Annotated in this window: 20 protein-coding genes and 1 pseudogene; 13 read left to right on the plus strand and 8 right to left on the minus strand. The window is 72.0% G+C overall.

Annotated features, from left to right (window positions below; translation table 11 throughout):
* Window positions 1-21: 21 nt before the first annotated feature.
* From ACH495_RS10530 to ACH495_RS10540, 3 genes are all read left to right on the plus strand, one after another.
* Window positions 22-1683, plus strand: a complete 1662-nt coding sequence (locus ACH495_RS10530) for an ABC-F family ATP-binding cassette domain-containing protein (RefSeq protein WP_396857449.1) — start codon at window positions 22-24, stop codon at window positions 1681-1683.
* Window positions 1684-1803: 120 nt separating this feature from the next.
* A complete protein-coding gene (locus ACH495_RS10535) occupies window positions 1804-3354 on the plus strand; it encodes an MFS transporter (RefSeq protein ID WP_396857450.1) in 1551 nt (516 codons plus the stop codon).
* A 134-nt stretch (window positions 3355-3488) separates the two neighbouring features.
* On the plus strand, window positions 3489-4187 hold the full coding sequence (locus ACH495_RS10540) for a TetR/AcrR family transcriptional regulator (protein ID WP_396857451.1): 699 nt from the start codon (window positions 3489-3491) through the stop codon (window positions 4185-4187).
* Between the two features lie 26 nt (window positions 4188-4213).
* Here ACH495_RS10540 and ACH495_RS10545 read toward each other — a convergent pair whose 3' ends face one another.
* The 3 genes from ACH495_RS10545 to ACH495_RS10555 are packed head-to-tail and all read right to left on the minus strand — an operon-like array spanning window position 4214 to window position 7366.
* Window positions 4214-4396: a 4-oxalocrotonate tautomerase family protein gene (locus tag ACH495_RS10545; RefSeq protein WP_396857452.1), complete on the minus strand. Its 183-nt coding sequence runs from the start codon at window positions 4394-4396 to the stop codon at window positions 4214-4216.
* Between the two features lie 44 nt (window positions 4397-4440).
* Window positions 4441-5703 carry a DegT/DnrJ/EryC1/StrS family aminotransferase gene (locus ACH495_RS10550; RefSeq protein ID WP_396857453.1) on the minus strand — a complete coding sequence of 421 codons (1263 nt, stop codon included), beginning with the start codon at window positions 5701-5703 and terminating at the stop codon, window positions 4441-4443.
* Window positions 5704-5716: 13 nt separating this feature from the next.
* Complete coding sequence (locus ACH495_RS10555) at window positions 5717-7366, minus strand: (2,3-dihydroxybenzoyl)adenylate synthase (RefSeq protein WP_396857454.1); 1650 nt, start codon at window positions 7364-7366, stop codon at window positions 5717-5719.
* Between the two features lie 519 nt (window positions 7367-7885).
* Between ACH495_RS10555 and ACH495_RS10560 the strand changes: the two genes are divergently transcribed.
* From ACH495_RS10560 to ACH495_RS10575, 4 genes and pseudogenes are all read left to right on the plus strand, one after another.
* Entirely contained in the window at window positions 7886-8707 is an 822-nt protein-coding gene (locus ACH495_RS10560; RefSeq protein WP_396857455.1) for a hypothetical protein, read from the plus strand.
* Window positions 8708-9078: 371 nt separating this feature from the next.
* Window positions 9079-9540: pseudogene (locus ACH495_RS10565) on the plus strand (pyridoxal-phosphate dependent enzyme); the annotation flags it as partial.
* Window positions 9507-10559, plus strand: coding sequence for an ATP-grasp domain-containing protein (locus ACH495_RS10570; protein WP_396857456.1), 1053 nt, complete (start codon window positions 9507-9509; stop codon window positions 10557-10559). The pseudogene ACH495_RS10565 and the gene ACH495_RS10570, both read left to right, overlap by 34 nt.
* Window positions 10556-10768: a hypothetical protein gene (locus ACH495_RS10575; RefSeq protein ID WP_396857457.1), complete on the plus strand. Its 213-nt coding sequence runs from the start codon at window positions 10556-10558 to the stop codon at window positions 10766-10768. Before ACH495_RS10570 ends, ACH495_RS10575 begins: the two co-directional genes overlap by 4 nt.
* A gap of 952 nt (window positions 10769-11720) precedes the next feature.
* Here the strand turns inward: ACH495_RS10575 and ACH495_RS10580 are convergent.
* Together ACH495_RS10580 and ACH495_RS10585 are read right to left on the minus strand one after the other, a co-directional pair.
* A complete protein-coding gene (locus ACH495_RS10580; protein WP_396857458.1) occupies window positions 11721-13511 on the minus strand; it encodes a substrate-binding domain-containing protein in 1791 nt (596 codons plus the stop codon).
* Between the two features lie 85 nt (window positions 13512-13596).
* Window positions 13597-14928 (minus strand): serine/threonine-protein kinase, encoded by a 1332-nt coding sequence (locus ACH495_RS10585; RefSeq protein ID WP_396857459.1) that lies wholly within the window; start codon window positions 14926-14928, stop codon window positions 13597-13599.
* A 266-nt stretch (window positions 14929-15194) separates the two neighbouring features.
* Here ACH495_RS10585 and asd point away from each other — a divergent pair, with 266 nt between their 5' ends.
* The 3 genes from asd (at window position 15195) to ACH495_RS10600 (ending at window position 19485) form a co-directional block, all read left to right on the plus strand.
* Window positions 15195-16058 (plus strand): archaetidylserine decarboxylase, encoded by an 864-nt coding sequence (gene asd / locus ACH495_RS10590; RefSeq protein ID WP_396857460.1) that lies wholly within the window; start codon window positions 15195-15197, stop codon window positions 16056-16058.
* A 166-nt stretch (window positions 16059-16224) separates the two neighbouring features.
* Window positions 16225-16824 carry a hypothetical protein gene (locus ACH495_RS10595; protein ID WP_396857461.1) on the plus strand — a complete coding sequence of 200 codons (600 nt, stop codon included), beginning with the start codon at window positions 16225-16227 and terminating at the stop codon, window positions 16822-16824.
* Window positions 16825-17100: 276 nt separating this feature from the next.
* The gene (locus ACH495_RS10600) at window positions 17101-19485 is read left to right on the plus strand and encodes an ATP-binding protein (RefSeq protein ID WP_396857462.1); all 2385 of its coding nucleotides are present in this window, start codon (window positions 17101-17103) and stop codon (window positions 19483-19485) included.
* Window positions 19486-19543: 58 nt separating this feature from the next.
* Here ACH495_RS10600 and ACH495_RS10605 read toward each other — a convergent pair whose 3' ends face one another.
* Window positions 19544-21058, minus strand: a complete 1515-nt coding sequence (locus ACH495_RS10605; protein ID WP_396857463.1) for a cellulose binding domain-containing protein — start codon at window positions 21056-21058, stop codon at window positions 19544-19546.
* A 332-nt stretch (window positions 21059-21390) separates the two neighbouring features.
* Between ACH495_RS10605 and ACH495_RS10610 the strand changes: the two genes are divergently transcribed.
* Both ACH495_RS10610 and ACH495_RS10615 read left to right on the plus strand, forming a co-directional pair.
* Window positions 21391-21819: a hypothetical protein gene (locus ACH495_RS10610; protein ID WP_396857464.1), complete on the plus strand. Its 429-nt coding sequence runs from the start codon at window positions 21391-21393 to the stop codon at window positions 21817-21819.
* Window positions 21820-21913: 94 nt separating this feature from the next.
* Window positions 21914-22195, plus strand: coding sequence for a hypothetical protein (locus ACH495_RS10615; protein ID WP_396857465.1), 282 nt, complete (start codon window positions 21914-21916; stop codon window positions 22193-22195).
* 106 nt (window positions 22196-22301) lie between these two features.
* Here ACH495_RS10615 and ACH495_RS10620 read toward each other — a convergent pair whose 3' ends face one another.
* Window positions 22302-22754: a MerR family transcriptional regulator gene (locus ACH495_RS10620; protein ID WP_396857466.1), complete on the minus strand. Its 453-nt coding sequence runs from the start codon at window positions 22752-22754 to the stop codon at window positions 22302-22304.
* A complete protein-coding gene (locus ACH495_RS10625; RefSeq protein ID WP_396857467.1) occupies window positions 22754-24253 on the minus strand; it encodes a SulP family inorganic anion transporter in 1500 nt (499 codons plus the stop codon). Before ACH495_RS10625 ends, ACH495_RS10620 begins: the two co-directional genes overlap by 1 nt.
* A 566-nt stretch (window positions 24254-24819) precedes the next feature.
* On the opposite strand from ACH495_RS10625, the gene ACH495_RS10630 reads away from it, so the two are divergent.
* Window positions 24820-25653, plus strand: coding sequence for an SAM-dependent methyltransferase (locus ACH495_RS10630; RefSeq protein ID WP_396857468.1), 834 nt, complete (start codon window positions 24820-24822; stop codon window positions 25651-25653).
* Window positions 25654-25712 lie beyond the last annotated feature (59 nt).

Here is a 25712-nt window from a genome sequence, read left to right on the forward strand (position 1 = left end):
GCCCGGCGATCGGAGGTTTCCATGTCAGATCAACTCACGCTCCGCAACGTCAGCAAGTCGTTCGCCCACCGTCGCGTGTTCGACGCCGTCTCCTTCTCCATCACGCCCGGCGAGCGGGTCGGCATCGTGGGGGAGAACGGCTCCGGCAAGTCCACGCTCCTGCGGATGGTCGCGGGCCGGGAGCATCCGGACGACGGGGAGGTCATCGTGATGGCCGACGGTGGGGTGGGGCACCTGGGACAGGTGGTCGACCTGCCGGACGACTCGACCGTCGGTGACGCGATCGATGCCGCACTCGGCGAGATCCGCGACCTGGAACGGCGGATCGCCGCCGCCGAGCGGGACCTCGGGTCCGCCTCGACCGAGCGGATGGCCGACTACAGCGCGCTGCGCACGGCCTTCGAACTGCGCGACGGATACCGGGCCGACGCCAAGGTCGAGGCGGCCATGTCCCAACTCGGCATCGGCGATCTCGACCGGGACCGCCGGCTCGGCACGCTCTCCGGTGGGCAGCTCGCCCGGCTCGCGCTGGCCGGCGTGCTCTCCGCCGAACCGGAGCTGCTCCTGCTCGACGAGCCGACGAACGACCTCGACCAGCAGGCGGTGTCCTGGTTGGAGAACCGGTTGCGGGGCCACCACGGCACGGTCGTGGTCGTCACCCACGACCGGCTGCTGCTGGAGCGGGTCGCTACCGCGATCATCGAGGTCGACGGCGATCGGCGGACGGTGCAGCGGTACGGCAACGGCTACGCCAGCTATCTCGCCGAGAAGCGCGCCGCCCGACAGCGCTGGGAGCAGGCGTACGCGGAGTGGGTGGGTGAGATCGCGCACTGGACGGAGTGGGGCGCGACCACCGCCTACCAGGTGGCGCCGGGCCGGGCGATCAAGGACCACAACAAGTGCAAGTACAACGGCGACGGCCGGCGGGTGCAGTTTTCCATCGCCACCCGGGTCCGGAGCGCGGCCGAACGGCTGGAACGACTGCGCGCCGAGCCGGTGCCCGAGCCGCCAGAGCCGTTGCACCTGCACGCCCCGCTGGACGCCGACAGCCGCGAGGGGCCGGTGCTGGAGCTGCACGACGTGCGGGTCGACGGGCGGCTCGACGTGGACGAGCTAATGCTGTACGCCGGCCAGCGGCTGCTGGTGTCGGGCCGCAACGGGGCGGGGAAGTCGACCCTGCTGGAGGTGGCGTCGGGTCGGCTGCGCCCGGACCGGGGCACGGTCGACCGCCACGGTCGGATCGGCTACCTGCCCCAGGACGTGCCGCCGCCCCGCGCGGACGTCAGCCTTCTGGCCGCGTTCGCCGAGGGACGGGTGGGCACCTCGGAGGAACACGGGGAACGCCTGCGGTCACTCGGGCTGTTCCGGCCGGCCGACTTCGGTACCCCGGTCGGCGCGTTGTCGGTGGGGCAACGGCGTCGGCTCGCGCTGGCCCGCCTGCTGGACCGCGATGCCGACCTCCTGCTGCTCGACGAGCCGACGAACCATCTGTCCCTGGCGCTGGTCGAGGAGTTCGAGGCCGCGCTCGAGGTCTACCCCGGAGCGGTCGTCGTGGTCTCGCACGACCGGATGCTGCACGAGCGGTGGCGGGGCGGCGAACTCGCCCTGGAGGCCGGGCGGGTCGTGCGGCTGGACGCCGACGACCGGGTCCGGATCGACGCCGGCGGTGCGCTCCGGCAATGACCGGGCTCGGGCCGCACACGCCGGCCGCCCCGGCGGCCGAAAGGGACGTTGTCTTGTAGGGTCCAGGTGCCCTTATACGACGTATAACGGGCTCGAGAGCTATCTTGTTAAGGGGATCTCATGCAAGCCGCACAAGCCGCCGCTGCAACAGTCGCCCGAGATCCGCGGCGTTGGGTGATCCTCGGGGTTATCTGTCTCGCGCAGTTCGTGGTCCTGCTCGACAACACGGTGCTCAATGTCGCCATTCCGTCGATCAACGAGGAACTGGATGCGACGATCGCCGACACGCAGTGGATGATCAACGCGTACGCCCTGCTCCAGTCCGGGCTGTTGCTCACCGCGGGGAGCCTCAGCGACCGGTACGGCCGCAAGCGGGCGCTGACCGTCGGCCTGGTGCTCTTCGGCCTCGGCTCGCTCGCCGCGGCCTACAGCCAGTCCGCCCCGCAGCTCATCGCCGCCCGGGCCGGCATGGGCATCGGCGGCGCCCTGCTGATGACCACCACGCTGGCCGTGATCATGCAGATCTTCGACGACGAGGAGCGGCCCCGGGCCATCGGGGTCTGGGCGGCGGTGAGCTCCATCGGGTTCGCCGCCGGTCCGGTGATCGGCGGAGCCTTCCTGGCCCACTTCTGGTGGGGGTCGATCTTCCTGATCAACGTACCGATCGCGGTGATCAGCGCCGTGACGGTCGTCCTGCTCGTGCCGGAGTCCAAGTCCCCGGCGGGCAAGCGACCGGACCTGGTCGGCGCGGTGCTCTCCACGATCGGCATGGTGGGGATCGTCTACGCGATCATCTCCATCCCCGAGCACGGCTGGACCTCCACCCGGGTGCTGGTCCCGGGCCTGGTGGGTGCCGTCGCCCTCACGGCGTTCGTCCGCTGGGAGACCCGGATTCCCTTCCCCATGCTGGACATGGGACTGTTCCGAAACCAACGGTTCACCGGAGCCATCACCGGTGGTCTGCTGGTGGCGTTCGGCATGGCGGGATCGCTGTTCCTGCTGACCCAGCACCTCCAGTTCGTCCTGGGCTACAGCCCGCTCGACGCCGGCCTGCGGACCGCGCCGCTCGCGCTGACCATCGTGGCGCTCAACCTCTGGGGCGCCGGCGCGAAGCTGCTGCCCCGGGTGGGCACCTCCGGGACCATCGCCCTCGGGATGACGCTGCTCGCGGTCGGCCTGTGTGCGGTGGCGCTGCTGGGCAACCCGTCGTACGGCTACGGGGGCATGCTCGTCGGCCTGCTGGTGATGGGCGGGGGCATCGCGCTGGCCATGCCGGCGATGGCGAACGCCATCATGAGCGCCATCCCACCGGAGAAGGCCGGGGCCGGGGCGGGCGTCCAGAGCACGGTCACCGAGTTCGGTGGCGGACTCGGCGTGGCGGTTCTCGGGGCGGCACTCAACGCCCGGTTCGTCACGCTCCTGCCGGCGGTGGTCGGGATCGGCGCGGTCGGCTCCCTCCAGGAGGCCCTGGCCCAGACCCTGTCGCCGCAGGCGCGGGAGCAGGTGCTGGACGCCTTCGCCGACAGCGTCAGGCTGAGCCAGCTCATCGGGGCCGCCGCCGTCCTCGTCGGTGGTCTGCTCGCCGCCCTGTTGCTGCGCCGTGCGGAGCGGGCCGAGGCGACCCCGGCGGGAACGCCGTCGAGCACCGCCGAGTCACCGACGAGCGCGTGACGGCGCCTGGCCGGGTGGAGCGGGATCGGCGACACCCGGCCAGGTACCTTGTCAGCGAATCCAGTGGCCGAGACGGGTACGGGGGAGCGGGGATGGGTGGCGGACGGATCTCGCAGCCGCGCAGCAGCGTCTGGATGAGATCCCGGCCCGCCCGCGGCACCGGCCCCGGCGCGGGGGCGGGCGCTCTGGACCGCGACCGGATCGTCGCCGCGCTGCTGCGGCTGCTGGACGCGGACGGCGTGGACCGCTTCTCCATGCGCCGCCTCGCCGCTGACCTGAATGTCACCCCGATGTCGCTGTACTGGTACGTCGACAACAAGGACGACCTGCTGGAACTGGCGCTGGACGCGGTGGCCGGGGAGATCGAACTCCCGGACCCGGCGGCCGGCCACGACTGGCGGGACGACCTTCGGCTGCTGGCCACGGCCTGGCGCCGTGTCATGGTCGCCCACCCCTGGGCGCTGCGCTGCTACGGCGAGTACCTCAACATCGGGCCGCAGAGCGTACGTTTCGCCCGGTGCGCCCGGGCCGTCATCGCCCGGTCGCCCCTACCTCCGACCCGGTGGTCGACCGCGCTCTCCGCAGTCTTCCAGTACGTCTACGGCTTCACCGTGATGGAGAGTCGATGGATCGAGGGCGGGCGCGCGATCGGACGGACGGCGGACGAGTTCTTCTCGGAGGTCGCCGACAGCGTCACCGGAGTGCCCGGTGTCGAGGCGGCCGGAGGCCTGCTGGAGCAGCGCGGCGGCCTGACCCTGGCGCAGATTCGCGACCAGGACTTCCACCGCACCCTCGACTGGCTGATCGCCGGCATGACCGCCGCGCCGAGCTGAGCCGTCGGGAGTGCCCGGGCCGGCGTTCAGCCCTGCTCACCGCCGATGCCCCAGCGCCTGTGTGGCACCCCGGTCAGGGTCACCCAGGTCTGGGGTCGGATCGACTCGCCGAAGACGTCCACGACCGCGGCGGTGAGGCGCTCGATGAGTTCGCGCTCGGTCTTCTCGTCGAGACGGTTCTCATAGATCTTGACATCGATGTACGGCACCGTGACGTGTCCTTCCGGTCAGTGGGGCGAGCGAGGCGTTCGGGTCAGGGCGCGACCAGCCGGCCGCGGCCGTCGGCGGACGCGCCGTACGCCTGTTCCAGCGCGTCGGTGACCGCGGCCACGAGGTAGTCCACCTGTTCGTCGGTGAGCCCTGGGTGACAGGGCAGGTTCACGTGCTCCTCGAACCAGATCCGCTCGGCCACCGGGCACTCACCCGGTCGATGTCCCCGCAACCGCCACTCGGGGACCAGGTGCAGTGGGAAGTAGCGCAGTTGCACCTCGACGCCCAGTTGGTCCAGCGACCGCACGAAGCGTTCTCGGATGGCCGCTCCGGCGGTGATGAAGACGGTGTACAGGTGATAGGCGTGCCGGCTCTGCTCGGGGGTGCGCTGGAGGCGGACACCGGGGAAGGCGGACATCGCCTGATCCAGCCGTTGGGCGATCCACCGGCGGCGCTCGGTGAAACCGTTCAGTGCCTCCAGTTGGACCAGACCGACGGCGGCGGCCGGTTCCGACATGGTGGCGTTGGTGCCGGCGCCGCGGATGTCGGCGACGGCGTGGCGATAGACGTCGGCGGAGAACTTCATCCAGGGCAGCAGCGGCGGTTCGGCTCTCGTGCCGGGGCCGGTCGGCACGTACACGGCGTCGACCTCGTTGCCGCGCAGCCGGTCGACGCGATCGGCCCAGTCGGCCCGGTTGAGGGTGATCATGCCGCCCTCGCCGAGGGTCGTGATGTTCTTCGTCGAGTGGAAGCTGAAGCAGCCGATGTCGCCCAGGGCGCCCGGGCTGACGCCGTGGTAGTGACTGCCGAGCGCGTGGGCGCAGTCCTCGATCACCACGACCCCGTCGCGGCGGGCGATTTCCATGATCCGCCTCATCTCCGCCGGGCAGCCACCGTAGTGCACCAGGATGATGGCCCGGGTCCGCTCGGTGATCAGGGACTCCAGCATGTCCGGATCCATGTTCAGGGTGTGCATGTCGACGTCGCAGAAGCGCACCTTGACGTCGTGGTTCAGCAGCGGCTGTATCGTCGCCTGGAAGGTCTGCGGGGTGGCGATCACCTCGTCGCCGGGGCCCAGGTCGAGCAGGCGCACCGCCAGTTCCAGCGCCACGGTGCCGCTGGTCACGGTAAGGGCGTGGCGCGCACCGACGAGTTCCTGGAAACGGTGCTCGAAACGTTCCCGCCACAGCCCTGCCGACAGCGGCTCCCCGGAGTTCACCACCCTGGTGAGCGCCGCGAGGTCCGCCTCACCGACGACACTGCCACGTCGCTGGAAGGGCACGCGGTAGCCGTGTGCGCTGTTCATTCCGGCCTCCGTCTCAGCTCACGTCCGCCGTCAACGTCCTGACGGCGCCGGCGGCCCGGGCCGCGGCCCGGGCGGTGAGTGCCTTCTTGTCCACCTTGTTCAGACCGGTCAGCGGGAAGGATTCGACCGCCTCGACCCGGTCGGGCAGCTTGTGGTCGGCCAGGCCGCGTTGCCGCAGCAGCCGGCGCAGCGCGGGAAGGGTGGGCGCCGCCGCCGGGTCGGTGGGGATGACGAACGCGTAGGTGAGCTCACCCAGTATCCGGTCCGGCATCGGCACCACCGCGGCCTGCTGCACGCCCGGGTGGGCGCAGAGGTGGCTCTCCACCTCGGTCGCCGAGATCTTGTCACCACCCCGGATGATCACGTCCTTGCTCCGCCCCGCGACGATGATCTCGCCGGTCCCGGTGAGTCGGACGAGGTCACCGGTGCGGTAGAAGCCGTCCTCGGTGAACGCCGTGGCGTTGTGCTCGGGCGCCCGGTAGTAACCCCGCAGCGTGTACGGGCCCCGGGTCAGCAGCTCACCGATCGTGCCCACGGGCACCTGCCGATCGTCGACGTCCACCACCCGGATCTCGTCGGCCGGCGAGACCGGCCTGCCCTGGGTGGTCAGCACGATCTCCTGGGGGTCGTCGAAGCGGGTGAAGGTGAGCAGACCCTCGGCCATCCCGAACACCTGTTGCAGGCGGACCCCGAGGGCCGGCTCGATCTGCGCGGCGACCTCGTCGTGGAGCTTGGCGCTGCCCACCTGCAACACCCGCAGGCTCGACAGGTCGTGGTCGGTGCGCTTCACGGCGTCCAGCCAGAGGTGCACGATGGTCGGGATCACCGAGGTGAGGGTGACCCGGTGCGTCTCGATCAGCGGGAAGCAGACCTCGGGGGAGGGGTTGCCGGCCAGCACCACCCGGCCGCCGGCCCGCAGCACCCCGATGATGCCGGGGCAGCCCCAGGGAAAGTTGAACTCGACCGGAAGTACCGCCAGGTAGACCGTGTCCTGGTCGAGTTCGCAGATCTCGCCGGTGATCCGGATCTGGTAGGCGTAGTCGTCATGGGTGCGGGGGATCAGCTTCGGCAGCGCCGTCGTCCCACCGGAGAGCAGGAAGAAGGCCACGTCGGAGGCGTCCGGCTCGGGCAGGTCGACGGGGTCGCGAGCGATGTCGGCCAGCGCGGTGAAGGAGTCGCCCGCGTCGCCCACCACGAACACCTGGGTGAGCTGGGGCAGCTCCGCCTGGATCTCGCGGGCCAGTGCCCGGTGGTCGAAGCCGTTGAACTCGTCGGGGATGACGTAGGCTTCCGCGCCGGAGAGCGTGACCAGGTGCCGGATCTCGTTACCGCGGTAGGACGGCAGCGCGAAGACCGGTATCGCGCCGAGACGGAACAGCGCGAAGCACACGGCGACGAATTCGCATACGTTGGGCAGTTGCACCAGGATCCGGCTTCGGGGTGTGATGCCCCGGTCGGCGAAACCGGCCGCCAGGCGATCACACCAGAGATCGAGTTCCCGGTAGGTCACCTGCGTGCCGTCGTCGCCGACCAGCGCGACCCGGTCCCGGTGCTCGGCGGCCCAGTCCCGCAGCAGGCCGCCGAGCGTTTCGCCCCGCCAGTACCCCGCGCTGCGGTAGTGCTCGGCCAGGTGTGGCGGCCATGGGACGCATCCGTCCAGCATCGCGTCTCCTTCCATCGACTCGAAGGTCCCGGAACCCCGGAGGCGGGGGAGACGGGATGGCCCTCAGCCTGGGCGGGTCGGTTGACACGGGGCTGACCCGGACCTGACCATGGCCGAGGATCGACCAGGTCGGCGGGCGCGGTGACAGCCAGCGGTCCCGGTCCGGACAGACGGCCACGAATCGATAAGCGGCCATGCAATGATCGGCCGTCGGTATGCCGGGGAACGATCCCCCAAAGCGCGCCGGACGTCGATATCGGACGTTGTGAAATGACGATGGTGAAACCCGAGTATCTTGACTCAATTTTTGGGACTGGGTTACGATGATCCGCATTCGATGCGCGTTGCCGGACGTCATTGACATGGGATTCCCTTGAGCAGTTGTCTGATCTGGGTGAGCTCTTCGCGTGCCGAGCGAGATCCGTTCGCGCATGCCCCTATGCGCTGCCGTCAACGGTCGTGACCGGTCCGCCATCGGTGACCTTCTCGCCGTGATCCGGACTAGCTTGAGGGGAAGCTGTGACGAGAGCTGTCGATGAGACCCAGGTTGCCGGCGGCGAACGACCGCACACCCCGGCGGTCGCGCCGGAGACCTCCGGCGACGACATCGAAGGCATGCTGCTCCAGGCCCGGGCTCTCGTCGAGGACGTGATGGGCAGGCACCGCAGTTTCCTGCACGAACAGTCGGTGGCGGTCGTGGAGCCCGGCGGTCACTGCGTCGCCGACGCGGCCCGGGACCTGGCCGCCGGTGCTCGCGACTTCATCGGCGTGGTGCTCCCCGGTCACGGCGCCGCCGAGTTCATGCCCGAGCCGCGGATCCTCACCCGCGCCGCCCTGGCCGGGGTCGAGGTCAAGGTCCTCGCTGCGGCGGACGTCCTGGACGATCCGGACGCCGTTGCCCGGCTCGACGACGTCGCCCGCCGGTGCGAGGTTCGGCTGGCCCCGGTCACGTTGGAGGAGGCGCTGCTGGTCGACGACGTCTCCGCGCTGATCCGCAGTCACCACGGCGACGAGGGTGGGGCATGCGTCGTCCGCGCGCCCGCCCTGCTGGGCAGTCTGCGGGCCCTGTTCCGCGCGTCGTGGCAGGGCGGCGCCGCCCTGGCCGGCTATCCCCGGGCCGATGGCCGCTCCCGCACCGCGCTCGGGCGCCGCATCCTGCGGGCACTCGGTTCCGGGGACACCGACGAGGCGGCGGCTCGGAGCCTGGGCATGTCGGTCCGGACCTACCGGCGCAACGTGGCGGACATCGCGCACGAACTCGGTGCCCGTTCCCGTTTCCAGGTCGGAGTGCGCGCCGCCGAGTTGGGCCTGTTGCGGCAATCCGACATCGGTGTGGCCTGACCTGCGAGGACATCGGTTGGGCGGTGACTGGTGGACACTTCGACCGGTCGCCGCGTGTTCTTCCGCTTCCCCGATGGCAGGTAGTTGCCCGGACGTTGCCGACCCTCGACCGGGTGCAGTAGAAATGCTTTTGCCCGATCCGCCACCCACGGTGCGAGCCACCCGGGACGGCGCACGCGACAACGCCCGGGCCGCCGGCCCCGACGGGCGTCCGATCCATCCTGGATGACAGCCGACAGTCCTGCGTCCGTCCATTTTCAGGGGATGACGACATGACGCTCAGCACCGCCTTCGACGAGATCACCGAGGCGCAGATGATGCCGCGGCTGGTCCGGCTGGGCGCGAACCTCTACGGCGCCGTCTTCACCCTGATGAAGCTGCTGCCGGCCCGCTACATCCTGCGTCGCGCCCTGGCCCGGGGCGAGTTGGAGCGCGGCACCGTGATCGTCGAGACCACCTCGGGCACGTTCGGGCTCGGGCTCGCCATGCAGGCCGCCCTGCTCGGCCGGAAGCTGATCCTGGTCAGTGACCCGGCCGTCGACGTGCATCTGCACCGGCGCCTCAACGACCTGGGCGCCACCGTGGAGATCTGCCGTCACCCCGCCCGCGTCGGCGGATACCAGCGCACGCGGCTCGACCGCCTGGCCCGCATCCGTGCCGAGCATCCCCGCACCTTCTGCCCCGAGCAGTACCGTAACCCCGACAATCCGCGCTCCTACGCCGTGGTCGCGGAACAGTTGGTGCACGGCCTCGGCCAGATCGACTGCGTGATCGGCCCGGTCGGCTCCGGCGGATCGATGTGCGGCACGGTGCGGGCGCTGCGTACGGTCACCCCCCCCCACACCCGTGCCGTGGGAGTCGACACCCGGCACAGCGTTCTCTTCGGACAGCCGGACGGGCACCGGCCGCTGCGGGGGTTGGGCAACAGCCTCTGGCCCGCGAACCTCGACCACACCGTCGGCGGGCACTCGCCGCCGCGGGCGTGCCGGTCCCCGGCTTCCGCACCGCCGGCTCCGTGGCCGGTGCCGTGGCCGCCGCCGCGGAACTGGGGCCGCCGGTGGTGCTCAAGCCCGCGACGGGTTCCGGGTCGGTCGGCGTGCGGCTCTGTGCCGACGTCGTCGAGACCGCCCGATGGGCGGCGCTGCTGCTGGGCCGGCGGCCCCGGCCCGACCTCGCGATCCTGGTCGAGCAGGCGGTCCGGGGGCCGGAGTTCTCCGTCGAGACGTTCGACGGCGAGCCGCAGGTGGTGGTCGGCAAGCGACTGGGCCCCGAACCGTGGTTCGTCGAGGTCGGCCACGACGTCCCGGCGCAGGTGCCGGACGCGACCCGCGAGCAGCTGGGCCGGACCGCGCGGCGCGCGCTGCGCGCCCTCGGCCTCGGCTGGGGCGCCGCGCACACCGAGCTGCGCCTGACCGCGGCCGGACCGGTGGTGATCGAGGTGAATCCTCGGCTCGCCGGCGGCATGATCCCCGCCGCCGTGCGGGCGGCCTTGGGGCTCGACCTGGTCGATGCCGTCGTCGCCCGGGCCGCCGGGGGCCCGCCGCCGGCCCCGGCCCCCGGGGCCGGGCACGCCGCGATCCGGTTCCAGATGCTGGCGCGGGAGGGCCTCGTCACGGCGGTTCGGGGCGGGCTGCGGGCGGCGGCGAGCCCCGGCGTGGTGGCGGCGGCCGCGCTGACCACGCCTGGGACGGTGGTGACCAGGACGAACTCCTTCCGGGACCGGCTCGCCTGCGTGGTCGCCCAGGGACCCGACGCGGTCTCCGCCCAGCGTCACGCCGACCAGGCCACCCCGCTCTTCACCATCGACATCCAGGCACACGAGGGCGTGCACGAAGGGGAGCAGAGACGATGACGCGCACCGGCGAACAGGTAACGGCAACCGCCGCGCCGCGGTGGACGGCGGCGGACGACCCGGCGACGGGCCGGGGTTCGGTGGGCGTACGGCTGCCCGGTGACCTCGTCGACGCCCTCCGCTCGGCGGGAGCCGGGATGCCCGCCCTGCTGTCCGCGGCGCACGCCCGGGTGCTCGCCACGGTCGCGGCCGAGCGAGAGATCTGCTAAGGGTACGTCGCGCCGGGCCGGACCGACGTCTCGGCCCGGCGACTGGAGGTGGGCAACGGTCGTTGGGCCGACCTGATCGCGGCCGGTCGCGGCGAGCCGGTGACGGCGCCCTGCGAGGTGGTGCTCGACCTGTCCGCGCTCGACGGTGCCGCGGCGGCCCCGCCCGGTCCGGATCTGCTGCGCCGGTGGGGTGAGGCACACGAACGCCAGCCGCCCGGGGACCACGTCGCGGTAGCTGAGTTCGTTGTGCATGCACATCGGCTCTTCCGGTGGCCATTCGCTGGAGGAGTAGAGGCCGGCGCCGTGTTCGGCCCGGGGGCGAAGCCCTCCCGTTCGATCACCGGCTCGTCGCCGAGCGCCCGGATCACCGCCGCCGCGTCGCCCCGGTCGTCGATGGCCAGGCCGCGGACTAGCACCCGACCGTCCGTGCTGAGGCGGTGGCGGATCTGGGCCCGGTGCTCGGCCAGCCAGTCGGGCCCACCGTCGGCTCGTATGAGGGACATGGCGCCCACCTTCCTCCCGGTTCAGACGCTGTTTCCCGCAGTCGACTCTACTGTTGCTTCCGGGCGCCGACCGTGCCGGCGATGGCCGGTTCCGGTCGCTCGCGGACGCCGAGCACGACCGTTCTGACCCTTCCGGATAGTCGGTCGCGTCGCCCGCCGGCTCGGCCGGCAAGGTGCTGCCAGACGCGCCCGGCCCGAGGCCGACGTCGCGCAGACCGCATCGGTACGCCGGTTCACCGCTCGCGCCGCCGCCGTACGCCCGGGTTTCGATCTCGACGAGACAAGGCTGTCGAACCCCGCCGTCGCCGTGGGCCGATGGGGCCACCCACTTGGCTGCGTCGCCCGGCCCCCAGACCGCGATGTGTTCGCACGCCTCGCCGCCGGGCCCTGCGGGCCAGGGCGGGTGCGACCTGGGCTCCGCTCCGGTCAGGTGCGGACCGGGGGAAGCGTCAGAAGCTGCTGACCAGCTTGACGAACGCTTCGTCGATCGTGGCGGGATCGGTGGCGTCGAAGGCCTTGCCCGACGACGCCTTGGCGATCCGGTCCAGGGTGGCGAAGTCCGACTCCCGGTCGAAGGCGATGCAGAACACCTTCACCGGACGTTGTGGGTCCAGGGCGACCTCGGCGAGCAGGCGGGCCAGGTCGTTGTCCCGGCGGTACTCGTTCTTGCCGTCGGTCAGCACGACGATCGCGTTGATCCGCTGCGGGTCGTACCGGTCGAGCAGCTCCCGGTGTGCGGCCCGGACCGTCGCGTAGAGCGCCGTGCCCCCCTCGACGTGCAGGCCGGCGACCTTGCTGGCGATCCGCTTCTGGTCGAACCCGCCGAGCGGGACCTCCTCCCGGTAGGGGCTCTTCGGCCGCTTCGGGGTCTCCGAGGAGAACGACCAGAGCCCCACCCGGTCCTCGGCGTTGAGCAGCGCGAGGGCCTTGCCCGCCGCCGCCGAGGCGACCTGGAAACGGGTACGGGTGCCGACCATCGCCTGCATCGACCCGGACGTGTCCAGGGCCAGCAGGATGTTGGCCTTCTTACGGAGCGTGCGCCAGCCGTCCAGCATCGCCCCGACCACCTGCGGGTCCGGGGGCTCGAAGTAGGTCAGCCCGCCGGTCGGCTCCGCGCCGACGCTGGCGAGCAACTCCGCCGAGGCACGGCGCTCGTGGTCCCGGAAGCCGAGGCGGGCGAAGCTCTCCTGCTGCGCGTCAGCGGTCAGGAACGCCTGGAAGTCGGCCGCCGCCGCGCGCTGCCGCCCGTCGGCGGAGGGCAGCACCACGAACGGGTGGTCCAGGTTGAACGTGCCCTCCTGGGGGTGGACGGCGACCAGCGGGACGTTCGGCCGGCGGCCCCGCTCCTGCCCGTCCTGCCGAGGGCTCAGCGCGCCCGTGTTGTAGAGGTCCACCAGTTCCTCCTGCAGGACGATGGCACTCATGTCGTCAGTGCTGCCCGCCCCGCCGGCCAGGTCCGCCTCGGCGAGGTTGCGCAGCAGGTCCACCGAGTCGTCGCTGTAGTGCGAGACGTTGGCCTCGATCCGGCGGACGAACTGGGTGACCGCGGGATCGGCCAGGTCGGACCGGGTCAGGTCGCTGGACCGCTGCACCGCCGCGTAGTAGGTGGCGATGGTCGCCGCCAGCCCGGAGGTGGACAGGTTCGGGTTGTCCTTGCCGAAGGTGAAGCGGCCCCACTCCGGCTTGCCGAAGCTCGCCCACCCGTCCCGCCCGGAGAGGCCCAGGATCTCGCCCCAGCCCAGCGGTCCGCGCCGGCGTACCAGCTCGGCCTTGGGCTGCGGCATCGCGATCACCAGCGGGCTGTTGGCGATCGACGGGTAGCGGTCCGGGGTCTGCGGCGCCCGCCCGGCGGCCTGGTCGAGCAGCCGGAGCTGGCCGGTCCACAGGCTCGACGTCGGCAGCCAGACCTGTGGTCGCGGCAGGCCGGTGCGGGTCCAATCGGTGGCCAGCGCCTCGGTGGCCTGGCCCGAGTTCAACGCGCTGACGTGCACCTGGGCGCAGCCGCCACCGTCGATCGACCGGTCGCTGCGGTTGTAGCGCTCGGCCAGGTCGACCAGCAGAGCCGCCTTCTCCGTGGAGGAGTTGACCTGGAGGGTGGTGGCGCAGTCGGTGCGGGCCCCCTCGCGGCCCGCTTCGCGCTGCCGGACGAACACGAACGCCCCGGCGATGACCACCAGCCCGGCGGTGACGGCGGCGGTGTAGGGCAACCACTGCCGCGTACGCGTAGCGGATGGGGTCATCGGGATGTCCTCCTCGGCGGGCGGCTGGTGGCAGTCAACCTATCGATCCGGCGCCAGCCGGCGACCCAGACCCCACCGCGCCGGGTCACCCGCGGTCGGACCGTCCCCCGACCGCCGTCGCGACCAGGAGCCGAACCAGGTAGACCACGACGAGGGTGACCGCCCCGGCCGCGGCGGCCGGGCCGAACGCGCTCGACGCGACGTACCCGGCGGCGGCGCCGGCCGAACCGAGGAAGAGCGCGGTCGAGATGCCCCAGGCGTCAAGGGCCTCACGACGCAGTCGCCGCAACGCGCCGTCGGGCCCGGCGCCGACGCCGGGCTCCGTCGCCGGCAGGTGAGCCGGCTGCGTCGGCCGGGCCGGATACGACACGGTCGCCGGAGCCGGAGCCGGAGCCGGAGCCGGAGCCGGAGCCGGAGTCGGAGTCGGAGTCGGAGTCGGAGTCGGAGCCGGAGCCGGAGCCGGAGTCGGGCGCGGCTGCGGCGCCGTCGGCGTGGCCGGGGGGAGCGGGTGGTTCGGCGTCGGCGCGCCCGCGGTCTCGTTGCCGACCTCGAGCAGGCTCTCCCGACGCAGCGGCTCGGTGCCCGTGGCGTCCTGCCGGAGCAGCCGCACCAGCACACGCTCGGCGACCGGCCGCTCCGCCGGGTCCTTGGCCAGGCACTCCCGAATCAGCTCGTCCAGCACGGGAGGCAACGTCGGCAGCTCGGGTGGGTCGTGCAGCACCCGGTGCATCACGGCGAAGAGCGAATCGTTGCCGAACGGCGGCCGGCCGCCGGCCGCGAAGGCGATCGTGGCCGCCCAGGCGAAGACGTCGCAGGGCGGACCGATCGCGTCGTTGCGGAACCGCTCGGGCGCCATGTACGCGGTGGTCCCCATGACCCGGCTGGACGCCGTCTCGGTGACTCCCAACGCGCGTGCGATGCCGAAGTCGATCACCCGGGGGCCGTCCTTGCCCAGCACCACATTGTCCGGCTTCAGATCGCAGTGCACCACCCCGGCACTGTGGATCGCGGCGAGCGCGGTGACGGTGCCGACCGCGAGCCGGTGCAGTGCGTTGCCGGTCAGCGGGCCGCGCTCCCGGACGTGCCGGTACAGGGTCGGTCCCTCGATGAACTCACTGACCACGTAGGGCCGCTCGCCGTCCACCTCGGCGAAGAGCACCTGCGCGGTGCAGAACGGGGCGACCCGGCGCGCGGCGGCGATCTCCTTCATGAACTGGGACCGTGCCCGTGGATCAGTCAGATCGACGTTGACCATCTTGACCGCGACCCGGTCACCGGCGTCGTCCTCACCGAGATAGACGACCCCCTGCCCACCCGCGCCCAGCCGACCGACCAGCCGATACCGGCCGGCGGTGACCGGATCGTGCGTCCACAGTTTCGCCAATCCTGGCACCGGCGCGCCGGCCAGTTCGGACATTCCGACTCCATCAGTGTCGTGCCCGGCCACCGGCGGCGCAGGGCACGGTCATCGTGCCATGTCCGCCGCCGGTGACCGAGGGCGTCCGACCATGGGCTGAGGCCGGAGACCCCGTCGTCGGTGGGGCCGCGGCACCGCTGGCGGTGTCGTCTCGTTCGTCGGCCACGAACAGGTGAATATGCACACGCAATTCGAGGGCCACGACGTCATCTCGTGATTTCCACGCGCCCGATCCCGACAAATGAGAGCCGTGCTAGGATTTCTCGATGCTCGGCCGAATGCTCATTGTTCTCCTGTCGGTCATGCCCAAGCACGCGATCAGTCGCGGTGCCGGATGGCTCGCCACGCGGACCGTTCCGGTGCGGTGGCGCGGCCGGACGTACCGCACCTACTGTCGTATCTTCGGCGCCCGGCCCGAGGAGGCAGCGCTGCCGCTCGAGCAGTACCCGACCGTCAACGCGTTCTTCACCCGTACCCTCAGGCCGGGGTTGCGTCCACTCGCGGTCGATGCCATCGTCTCCCCGGTCGACGCCACCGTCGGAGCATACGGAGTAATCGAGAACGACACGCTCGTGCAGGCGAAGGGGCGCAATTATTCCCTCGCCGCGCTGCTCGGTGACCGCGATGTGGCGGACAGGTTCGACGGAGGCACGTACACCACCCTCTATCTTTCGCCCAAGGACTACCATCGCATCCATTTCCCGTTGTCCGGAAAGGTCGCCGCGGCCACCTACATTCCCGGTGAACTCTGGCCGGTCAATGTCGCCGCGGTGGCCAATGTGGCAAATCTCTTCGCGGTGAACGAGCGCATCGTCGTCGAGGTCGACGGCGAGTACGGCGGCCGGATGGCGATCGTCGCCGTCGGCGCCACCATGGTGGGCATGACCCGCCTCGCATTCGACGACCTGCACACCAACGCGCGGCGGCGTGAGGTGCAGCATCGTCGGTACGATCCGCCGTTTCCCGCGGTGGCCGGCGCTGAGCTCGGACACTTCGAGTTCGGGTCCACTGTCGTCCTGGCGTGCTCACCGGACGCCGGAGCCATCGACCCGCTGCCGGTCGGGGCGACCGTACGGATGGGTGAGCGACTCGGCGCTCCGCCCCGGGCCGGATCCACCGATCGATCCTGACGGACGGGCCGGATGTCGGCGGGGTGCTGGCCGGTTTGCGGTCGGGCCGGCGGCCATGCCGCCCTCGGCGGTGACGTCGAGGGTGATGGCGGTGGCCGTTCTTCACGCCGCGCCCGCGTCTCGGTATGATCGACAGCCTTCCATCTATTGTCAGGAGGCGAGTGCGATGAGGCATTCACTACCGTTGACGGTGGCGGCGGTTCTCGGTCTCTCCGTCGTGGCCGTGTCGAGCCCTGCCGGCGCGACCGCCCGGGTCGACCCGAGTGCCCAGGCCGCAGCCTCCGGCTGCACGACGTGGGTGGAATGGGTGCAGGAGGGCAGCAACAGCTACTACTACGGCCGGGGCAACGTGCAGTGCGCCAGCGGTCGCTACCAGGTCAAGCTCCGGTGTCGGAACCTTCAGACCGGGGTGGGGTACGTCGTCTACGGTGGCTACCCGGTGAACGCTCCCGGCACCGCCACCGCGACCTGCTACAGCGGCAACGTCGCCGAGGGCGTGTACCCCGTCGACGATCCGCTGCCGACGACCGGTGTCACCGGTTGTGTCTCCTGGGCGGAGTGGGTCCATGAGGGCAGCAATCACTACTACGGTCGCGGCAGCGCCCAGTGCGACACCGGTGCCTACCGGGTCCAGATCCAGTGCCGTAACGCGCAGACCGGCCAGCGGTACGTCGTCTACGGGCCGACGGTGACCGCCCCCGCCACCTCCACGACGACCTGCTACCAGGGCAACGTCGCAGACTCCGTCGCCGGCGTGCCGGCGTGAGGAAGGACGCCCGGTCGCGGAGGAGGGCACCATGGTCGTGCCCCTGCCGCAGAAGGCGATCCAGTTGCCGGAGGACGCGGACCGCGGTCTGAAGACGGCCGGTCGGGCCGCGGGCGACCGTGTCGGCTCCGGTTCCCACGGCTGACCCGTCCCGGGCGCCGGACCGGCTCCGGCATGGCGATGCTCACACTCTGTCCACAGTGTCTTGCGGTGCGTCACGATCATGCGATCATCGATGCGCGTTACGTCACTGCGGCGTTGGGTGGTTGGGGGAGCATGCCCACGAGTCAGGTGCAGCGTGACCGGTTCGGCGCGGTGCTCAGGGCGCTCCGCCTGGAGCGGGGACTGACCCAGGAGGAGCTTGCCGAGGCGGCCGGTTCCAGCGTCCGCGGCATTCGGGAGATGGAACGCGGGCGGGTGCGCAGCCCGCAACGCCGGACGGTGGTGCTGCTCGCCGACGCCCTGCGGCTGGCCGGGGCGGACCGCGACCGCTTCGTCGCACTGGCCCGGGCCGAGCGGCAACCGGACGACCGCCCGGCGGTGGCCGTACCCGGGGAACTCCCGGCTCCCGTCCCGGACCTGGCCGGCCGGGCGGAGCTCCTGGCACGGCTCTCGACGCTGGCCGTCGACGTCACCGCCGGGCGGCCGGACACCGCCTCGGTGGTGGTGCTGCACGGCCCGCCGGGGATCGGCAAGACCAGCCTCGCCGTCGCGGCCGGACATCGACTCGGCCCGGCCTTCGCCGGCGGACAGCTCTTCGTCGACCTGCAGGGCGCCCCGCCGGCCGCACCCGTGGACCCGGCCGAGGCGCTGGCCGGGATGCTGCGCTCGCTCGGGGTGCCGGACAGCCGGATACCGGTGTCACCGGCCGAACGGGGCGGCCTGTTCCGCACCCTCTCGCGGGACCGGCCGGTGCTGGTGGTCCTGGACGACGCCGCGGACGAGGCACAGGTCCGTCCCCTGCTGCCGGCCGGGCGGCGGTGCCTCGTGCTGGTCACCTGCCGACGTCCGCTGGCCGGTCTGGCCGGTGCGGTCCGCCAGCCGCTCGACCTGCTCGACGCGGACGCTGGCCGGCTGCTGCTCACGGCGATCGTCGGCGCCGACCGGATCGGCGCCGAGCCGGCCGCCGCGGATCAGCTCGTCAAACTCTGCGGCCGACTGCCGCTGGCCCTCCGGATCGCCGGCAACCGCCTCGCCAGCCGACCGCAATGGTCGATCGGCCGACTGGTGGACCTGCTCCGCGACCAGCGTCGACGGCTGACCGTGCTGACCGCCGGCGACCTGGACGTCCGGTCCGCGTTCGAGGTCTCGTACCGGCAACTGGACCCGACGACCGCGCGGGTGTTCCGGCGTGCGTCGTTGGTTCCCGGCGCCGACTTCGCCTCCGCGCTGGTCGCCGCCGTGGCCGGCACCGACGAGGACACCGCGACGGCGGCGTTGGAGGAGCTGGTCGAGGCCGGGGTCCTCCTGACCACCGGGGACCGGTACCAGTTCCACGACCTGGTTCGGCTCTACGCCTCCGAACGTCTCGACGCCGAGGAACATCCGAGCAGCCGGACGAGGGCGCACGACCGGATGGTCGACTGGCTGCTGCGGCGTACCCGGCAGGCCGGTGCGATGTTCGAACCGGCCGTCGGCCGGGCCGACTCGGCGTTCGACGACGACCAGGCGGCTGCGTACTGGCTGGACCGGGAGTCCGGCAACTGGCTGGCGGCGCTGCGCGACGCGGCCCGACGCGGTCGGCATGCCGACGTGGTCGCGGTCGCCCGGGCCCTGCACTGGTATTCCGACGCGAACAGTCACCGGCACTCCTGGGACGAGATCTTCTCCCTGGGACTGGCCGCGGCCCAGGCTGCCGGCAGTCCGCACGACGAGGCCGTCCTGCTGAACTTCCTGGGGTGGGCCCGGTACTTCTGCCGGGACCGCAACACCGACGGGCTGGCCGCCTTCGGCCGGGCGCTGGACCTGGCCCGGCGGATCGAGGACCGTCGCGAGGAGGCGTGGGCGCTGACCTACATCGCCGCGATCCAGGTCCGGACCGGCCGCGGCGGGCCGGCCGTCGACCACAGCCGCCGGGCCGTCGGCCTGTTCCGCCAGCTCGGGTACGCCCTCGGCGAGCACAGCGCGGCGAGTGTGCAGGGCGCCGCGCTGGCCGCGCTCGGCCGGTTCGCTGAAGCGGCCGAGTTGCACCGCGACGTGCTGGCGTTCTACGGCCGGGGCAGCGGCCTCAGCCGGACCGGCGCGGCGGTGGCCCGGGCCGGCGCGATGATGAGCCTCGGCGCGGACCTGGCCGGGATGGGCCGGTGGCGGGACGCCGCCAACCAGTACGCCCGCGCCCGGCGGGTGTTCCAGCGGTGTGGCGCGACGTTCAGCGAGGCCAACGCCGTCCACCGGTACGGGCTCGCGCTCCAGGCGTTGGGCGAGGTGGCGGCGGCGGCCGAGGCGCTGCGGGCGGCGTTGGCGCTGTACGCCGCGCTGTCCTGCCCGTGGTGGGAGGCGCAGACGCTGTCCGCGCTCGCGGCGCTGGTCGACGCGACGCCGGACCTGGCCGACGACGCCCGCCGGCTGCGCCGGCGGGCGCTCGACCGGTGCGGGGAACTGGACGCCCCCGAGGTGCGGACCCTGCGCGCCACGCTGCGACGGGAACTGGCCGAGCCCTGACCGGCACGACAGCCGGGCCCCGCCGACGATGCGGCGGGGCCCGGAACGGTGGACGAGGTCAGTCGCAGACGGTGCCGTTGAGGGTGAACGGCACCGGCACGGCGGGGGCGCCGTCCGCGGTGAAGCCGATGTTCACGGCGCCGCCGGTCGGGATGGCGGCGTTGTGGCTCTCGTTGGTGACGGTCACCGCCGGGCCGGTCTGCTGGAAGACACCGTTCCAGTGGCCCTGGACGACCTGGCCGCCGGGGAAGGTCCAGCCCAGCGACCAGCCGGTGACGGCCGGGCCGTCGTTGTAGACGGTGACGCTGGCGGAGTATCCGGTGCTCCACGAGTTGGTGACGACGAAGGAGACCCGGCAGGTGCTGGCGCCCGCCGTCGCCGGCACGAGGTTGCCGTAGTCGTCACGGGCGGTGGCGAAGTCCTGGAATCCGAAGCCCGGGCCCGCCGACCGGGTGGTGGTGCCGGCGGCGAGCACGGTGCCGTCGGCGTTCACGGCGTAGACCGGACCGCCGCTGTCGCCGCCCCGGGCGGCCTCGTCGCCGTCGAGCTGGGTGGCCTCGACGAGGTCCTCGATGTCGTCGTAGTGGAAGTCGACCCGCAGGTCGCAGACGGGACCGCCGAGCACCCCGGCGGAGGTGTAGCCGGACTGGCACAGCAGTTGGCCGGGGAAGACCTCGGTCCAGCCGGCCACCCGGGCACGGATCTCGTCGTGCTGGCCACCGACGTAGATGTGGTCACCGGGGGTCGACGTCGAAATGATCATCGTGTCGTGGTCGTCGTTGCTGTCGACCGCGTAGCCGACGAGCGTGCCGGTGCCGGTGGTGGTGTTCCAGCCGACGTGCCAGGGCGAGCCGATGGCGCCGCAGTGCTCGGCGGTGAGGACGTAACCGGCGCCGGTGTCCGCGTTGCGGACGCCGAACCCGGCGGTGCATCCGGGCGTGGTGAACCCGATGCCCGCCCCGCCGTCGAACGGCGCGGTGTCGTTGGCCCGGGAGCGTTCCACCATCCGGTCGCGGGCCACGACGCTGGTCCGGACGCCGGTGACCGGCAGCTTCGGCAGCGCGGCGCCCGGGGTGCGGTCGACGGCGATCTCGATGCCGCTGCCGTCGGTGCGCAGTCGGACCGACCGGCCGGCGCCGGCCGGGCCGGCTTCCACCACCGGGGTGAGTCGGGCGGCGGCCTTGCGCAGCTCGGCGCGGGAGTAGGCGGCGTCGGCCACCTCGACCGGTGCGGTGCGGCGGGCGGCGGTGACGGCCGCCGCGACGTCGGTGGGCGGCGTGCCCTTCCACCACAGCGTGACGTGGTCGTCGACCAGGCCGATGCCGGCGTAGCCGCGGGCCGGCGTGCGCTCGACTGCGGTGCGGATGACGTTGGCGGCGTCGACCAGTGGGGCCTGGGCGACCATCCGGTCCACGGTCGGTGTCGGGATGACGTCGAGAATGGAACGGGTGGTCGCGGCCGCCCCCGGCCGGTCGGACGCTGCGTACACGGCGGGGGGAACGACGAGTGCCGCCGCACCGATCACTGCCCCGGCGACCACCGTGTGGGTGATCGCTTTCCGAATGTGTGTCATGACGCTGAGCCAAGCAGCGTCCGATGTCGGGAGACAGGCAGGACGTCCGGCAGGAGTCAACCTGCCGGGGATCGGCCGGTGTCGTCGGTCGTCGCACCGCCCACCGCGAGCCGGAGTGTCACCGCAACCGCCGCGAGCGGTGTCCGCCCGCGTGACGGCTGCCGTTCCGCCTCCGGCGTCGTGCCGGAGCGCGCCCGGTCGACTCGCGCGCGGGCGGCCCATGGGATTGCCGATGGCGTCACCGGGGGCCCGTGGGACGGCGAACGCGAGGAATTCTTCCGGTCCCGTCTGGGGGTGTCGGCGCCCGGCCGCCGGCGCCCGCCCCGTGCCCCGTGGTTCAACTGCTCTTCCTCACCGGCTCGGCCGCCCAGGCCGGGCTGGTCGGCAGCGCCGGCCTGCTCACCACGCTGGCCTGCCGGCTGCCGGCCGGTGTCGTCGCCGCCCGCTTCTCCCGCCGTACCCTGCTGGTCGTCTGTGACGCGGCCCGGTTGGCGGCCTACCTCGCGCTGGCCGGCGCGGTGCTCGCCGGGGTGGCCAACCTTGCGATGATCCTCACGGTGACCGTCCTCGGTGCCGCCGCGAACGCGGTGTTCGGCACCGCGGAGCACGCCGCGGTGCGCAACCTGGTCCCGGCGAACAGCTCTCGACCGCGGTCGCCCGCAACGAGGCCCGGTCCTACGGCACCCAGCTCGCCGGCCCGCCGCTGGGGGGCCTGCTCTTCGGGTTGGGTCGCTCCCTGCCGTTCGTCGGCAACGCGGTGACCTATCTGCTCTCCCTGCTGGCGGTGCTGCTGATCCGTCGACCGTTGGAGCAGCCCCGCGCCGAGGAGGCCGTGCTGGCCAACTGGCGGCGGCGGTGTTCCTCGCCCCGACCGCGAACGCGGTTCTCTTCGGCTATCAGGCGTCGATCGCGCCGGACCGGCTCCAGGGGCGGGTGGTCAGCGTCATCTTACTGGCCGCCACCTCGGCCGCCGCCCTCGCGCCGGGGCTGGCCGGGCTGTTGCTGGCCCGGTTTCCCGCCGCCGTGACGATGCTGGTCTTCGCCGGGCTGGTCGGGGTCTCCGCGGTCACCGCGACGCTGAGCCGCGGCATCAGGTCGATGACCGTCGCGCCGGCACCGAATCCCCCGGGTGACTGACCCGCCGGTCACGGACGTGCCGGCCGGGTGACGCGGTACGTGATCTTCGTGCCGCTCCGGACGTGGGGGAGGCGAAGCCGACTCCCGGTCCCGTGACCGGGGGCGCTCAGCCCGTCGAGCGCTGATGGTGGTCGAGTCTGGCGTGGAGCGTGTCGGCGAAGCCTTCGGCCATGGCGAGTTGGTCGCGTAGCGCGGTAACGCGGGTGGTGGCAGCGGCGTGGAACATGGCGAGCCGGTCGAGCAGCGCGGCCCGGTCGGTGCCGGTGGCGGTGTCGAGGGCGTCGAGGACGGCGAGGAGGCCGCGCATCTCGTCGAGGGTGAAGCCGAGGGGCTTCATGCGTTTGACCACGGCGAGGCGGTCGAGGTCGGGTCCGGTGTAGAGGCGGAAGCCGCCCTCGCTGCGCGCGGACGGGACGATCAGGCCCGCTTCCTCGTAGTGGCGGATGGTGCGGATGCTCAACCCGACGCGGTCCGCGGCTTCGCCGATCTGCATGAGGCGGCCGGTGGCCGGGCCGGAGACAGGCTGCTCCGGCCCGGTGCCCGGGCTGGTGGCGGCCATCAGTGGCCGACGCCGAGCTGGCCGGCGAGGGCGCCGTGGATGCGGGCGCTCGGCCGGTTCAGTTCGATGATCTCGACGGTCTTGCCCTGGGTGGCGTACCGGGTGGTGATCGCGTCGAGGGCGGCGACGGAGGAGGCGTCCCAGACGTGGGCGTGGGTCATGTCGATCACCACGTGGTCCGGGTCGTTCGCGTAGTCGAACTGGCCGACGAGGTCGTTACTGGAGGCGAAGAAGAGCTCCCCGTGCACGGAGTAGACGCGGGTGCCGCCCTCGGGGTCGAGCACGCTGGTCACCTCGACCAGGTGGGCGACCCGCCGGGCGAAGATCACCATGGCGGTGAGGACGCCGACGACGACGCCGACGGCCAGGTTGTGGGTGGCCAGGGTGGTGACGACGGTGGCGAGCATGACGATCGTCTCGCCGTACGGCATCCGCTTGAGCGTGGCCGGGGCGACGGAGTGCCAGTCGAAGGTCGACACCGCCACGATGATCATGACGGCGACGAGGGCGGCCATCGGGATGACGGCGACCACGTCGCCGAGCGCGACGACCAGGACCAGCAGGAACGTGCCGGCCAGGAACGTCGACAGCCGGGTGCGGGCGCCGGACGCCTTCACGTTGATCATCGTCTGCCCGATCATGGCGCAGCCGCCCATGCCGCCGAAGAACCCGGTGACGATGTTGGCGACGCCCTGGCCCCAGGACTCGCGGGTCTTGCTGGAGCGGGTGTCGGTGATGTCGTCGACCAGCTTGGCGGTCATCAGCGACTCCATCAGTCCGACCAGCGCGATCCCCAGGGCGTACGGGGCGATCAGGGCGAGCGTGTCCAGGGTCCACGGGACCTGGGGCAGACCGAGCGTGGGCAGGCTGTCCGGGAGCGCGCCCTCGTCGCCGACGGTCGGCACCGCCGCGTGCGCGACCACCGTGACCACGGTCAGCGCCACGATGGCGACCAGCGGCGCCGGGACGGCGCGGGTGAGCCGGGGCAGTCCGACCATGATCGCCAAGGCGGCGGCGACGAGCGGGTAGACCAGCCACGGCACACCGAGCAGGTGCGGCACCTGGGCGGCGAAGATCAGGATCGCCAGGGCGTTGACGAAGCCGACCATGACGCTGCGCGGGACGAACCGCATCAGCTTCGCCACTCCGAGCACCGCCAGCAGGACCTGGATCGCCCCGCCGAGGATCACCGCCGCGATCAGATGGTCGAGCCCGTACTCCTTCGCCAGCGGCGCCACCACCAGCGCGATGGCCCCGGTCGCGGCGGAGATCATCGCGGGTCGGCCGCCGCAGATCGCGATGGTCACGGCCATGGTGAACGAGGCGAACAGCCCCACCCGGGGGTCGACCCCCGCCAGGATCGAGAAGGAGATCGCCTCCGGGATCAACGCCAGGGCTACCACCAGGCCGGCGAGGACCTCGGTGCGGAACACCTTCGGCGACAGCCAGGACGGACGGGGCAGGCGCGGCCGGTTGACCGCGGACAGCACAGAAGACATACAGCCATTTCCACTCGGGCGCGGGCGCGCGGCGGCCCTTCCTCGCATCGAGGCAGGCGGCCGAGAACGATCGGAGGCGGTTCGGCGTCGCATGACGTCCCGAACCTCAGGTGGGAACGCGGCGCGGTCACGACGGGCCGGCCCGCCGCGCGTCGACGTTACCCGGGGGAACCTACTCTTCCGTCAGGGGAGAGTTGATCCGAAGTGGTGATCATCACGCCACGTCAACGGCGAGGCGCAGTCGCGCGTCCCTCCGGGCCGCCGGCGACCATGGCCGCCGTCGCTGCCAGGGTGCCGCGGCCGGCACGGCGGCGAGATGCGGGTACGGAGACAGCGGGCCGACCCGGGCCGGGGCGTGGACGCCGTCGGCGGTCACGGTGCCGCGGCCCGATCCGCTCGGCCCGACACGCCGGTCCGCGCCCTTCCGCGTACTTCCTGGTCGCGGGGGCCGACCCGCTGGGAGCGATACCAACGGGGCGACGATCCGCACCGTCCAATCGCTACACTCCCGGACAGGGCCCGGAACCGCCCAGCGCACCCGGTGCGCTGATCAGAATCGGATGGAGATGGCTTTGACCCGCGACAAGGCGGCACCCCCCGGAATCGACCTCACCGTTCCCAGCGTGGCCCGGGTCTACGACTACTTCCTGGGCGGCAAGGACAACTTCGAGGTCGACCGGAAGGTCGCCGAGCACGCCCTGCGGATCACTCCGGACGGGCCGGCCGCCGGCCAGGCGAACCGGGCCTTCCTGCGCCGGGTGATCCGGTTCCTCGTCACCGAGGCCGGCATCGACCAGTTCCTCGACATCGGGTCGGGGCTGCCCACCCAGGGCAACGTGCACGAGGTCGCCACCGAGCACAACCCGGGCGCCCGGGTGGTGTACGTGGACAACGACCCGATCGTCCTGACGCATGGGCGGGCCCTGCTCGCCGCGGAGGGCACCGCGACGGTGATCCAGGCCGACATCCGGCGACCGCAGGAGATCCTCGACGATCCGGATGTCCGCCGGTTCCTCGACTTCGACCGGCCGATCGGGTTGTTGCTCTTCGCGATCCTGCACCACCTCGGCGACGACGAGGAGCCGCGAGCGGTGTCGGCGGAGTTGATCGACGCGCTGCCGTCGGGCAGTTACGTGGCGATCTCGCACTTCCGTGATCCGGGTGAGCGGGACCCGGAGGGCTCCCGTAAGGCCCGCGAGGTCGAGCGGGTCTTCAACGAGTCGCTGGGCACCGGCCGCTGGCGTACCGACGAGGAGATCCTTTCCTTCGCCGACGGGCTGACGGTGCTGGCGCCGGGGCTGGTGCCGCTGGCCGAGTGGCGTCCGGACCCGGGCACGCCCGCGCCGAAGCAGACCGACACCTACCACACCTTCGTCGGACTGCTCGCCCGCAAACCGTAGGCCGTCGGCAATTTCACTATAAATCCAGGCAACAGATCCGATGTCTGCCCGGAGGGTGC

The sequence above is a fragment of the Micromonospora sp. NPDC018662 genome (assembly GCF_044391475.1).
GTDB lineage: Bacteria > Actinomycetota > Actinomycetes > Mycobacteriales > Micromonosporaceae > Micromonospora.

What these genes read in the sequence shown, in the direction of transcription:
- ACH495_RS10530 (WP_396857449.1), top strand. Translation starts at nt 22, where the DNA reads ATGTCAGATCAACTCACGCTCCGCAACGTCAGCAAGTCGTTCGCCCAC.
- ACH495_RS10535 (WP_396857450.1), top strand. Translation starts at nt 1,804, where the DNA reads ATGCAAGCCGCACAAGCCGCCGCTGCAACAGTCGCCCGAGATCCGCGG.
- ACH495_RS10540 (WP_396857451.1), top strand. Translation starts at nt 3,489, where the DNA reads ATGAGATCCCGGCCCGCCCGCGGCACCGGCCCCGGCGCGGGGGCGGGC.
- ACH495_RS10550 (WP_396857453.1), bottom strand. Translation starts at nt 5,703, where the DNA reads ATGAACAGCGCACACGGCTACCGCGTGCCCTTCCAGCGACGTGGCAGT.
- ACH495_RS10555 (WP_396857454.1), bottom strand. Translation starts at nt 7,366, where the DNA reads ATGCTGGACGGATGCGTCCCATGGCCGCCACACCTGGCCGAGCACTAC.
- ACH495_RS10575 (WP_396857457.1), top strand. Translation starts at nt 10,556, where the DNA reads ATGACGCGCACCGGCGAACAGGTAACGGCAACCGCCGCGCCGCGGTGG.
- ACH495_RS10580 (WP_396857458.1), bottom strand. Translation starts at nt 13,511, where the DNA reads ATGACCCCATCCGCTACGCGTACGCGGCAGTGGTTGCCCTACACCGCC.
- ACH495_RS10585 (WP_396857459.1), bottom strand. Translation starts at nt 14,928, where the DNA reads ATGTCCGAACTGGCCGGCGCGCCGGTGCCAGGATTGGCGAAACTGTGG.
- asd (WP_396857460.1), top strand. Translation starts at nt 15,195, where the DNA reads ATGCTCGGCCGAATGCTCATTGTTCTCCTGTCGGTCATGCCCAAGCAC.
- ACH495_RS10595 (WP_396857461.1), top strand. Translation starts at nt 16,225, where the DNA reads ATGAGGCATTCACTACCGTTGACGGTGGCGGCGGTTCTCGGTCTCTCC.
- ACH495_RS10600 (WP_396857462.1), top strand. Translation starts at nt 17,101, where the DNA reads ATGCCCACGAGTCAGGTGCAGCGTGACCGGTTCGGCGCGGTGCTCAGG.
- ACH495_RS10605 (WP_396857463.1), bottom strand. Translation starts at nt 21,058, where the DNA reads ATGACACACATTCGGAAAGCGATCACCCACACGGTGGTCGCCGGGGCA.
- ACH495_RS10620 (WP_396857466.1), bottom strand. Translation starts at nt 22,754, where the DNA reads ATGGCCGCCACCAGCCCGGGCACCGGGCCGGAGCAGCCTGTCTCCGGC.
- ACH495_RS10625 (WP_396857467.1), bottom strand. Translation starts at nt 24,253, where the DNA reads ATGTCTTCTGTGCTGTCCGCGGTCAACCGGCCGCGCCTGCCCCGTCCG.
- ACH495_RS10630 (WP_396857468.1), top strand. Translation starts at nt 24,820, where the DNA reads ATGGCTTTGACCCGCGACAAGGCGGCACCCCCCGGAATCGACCTCACC.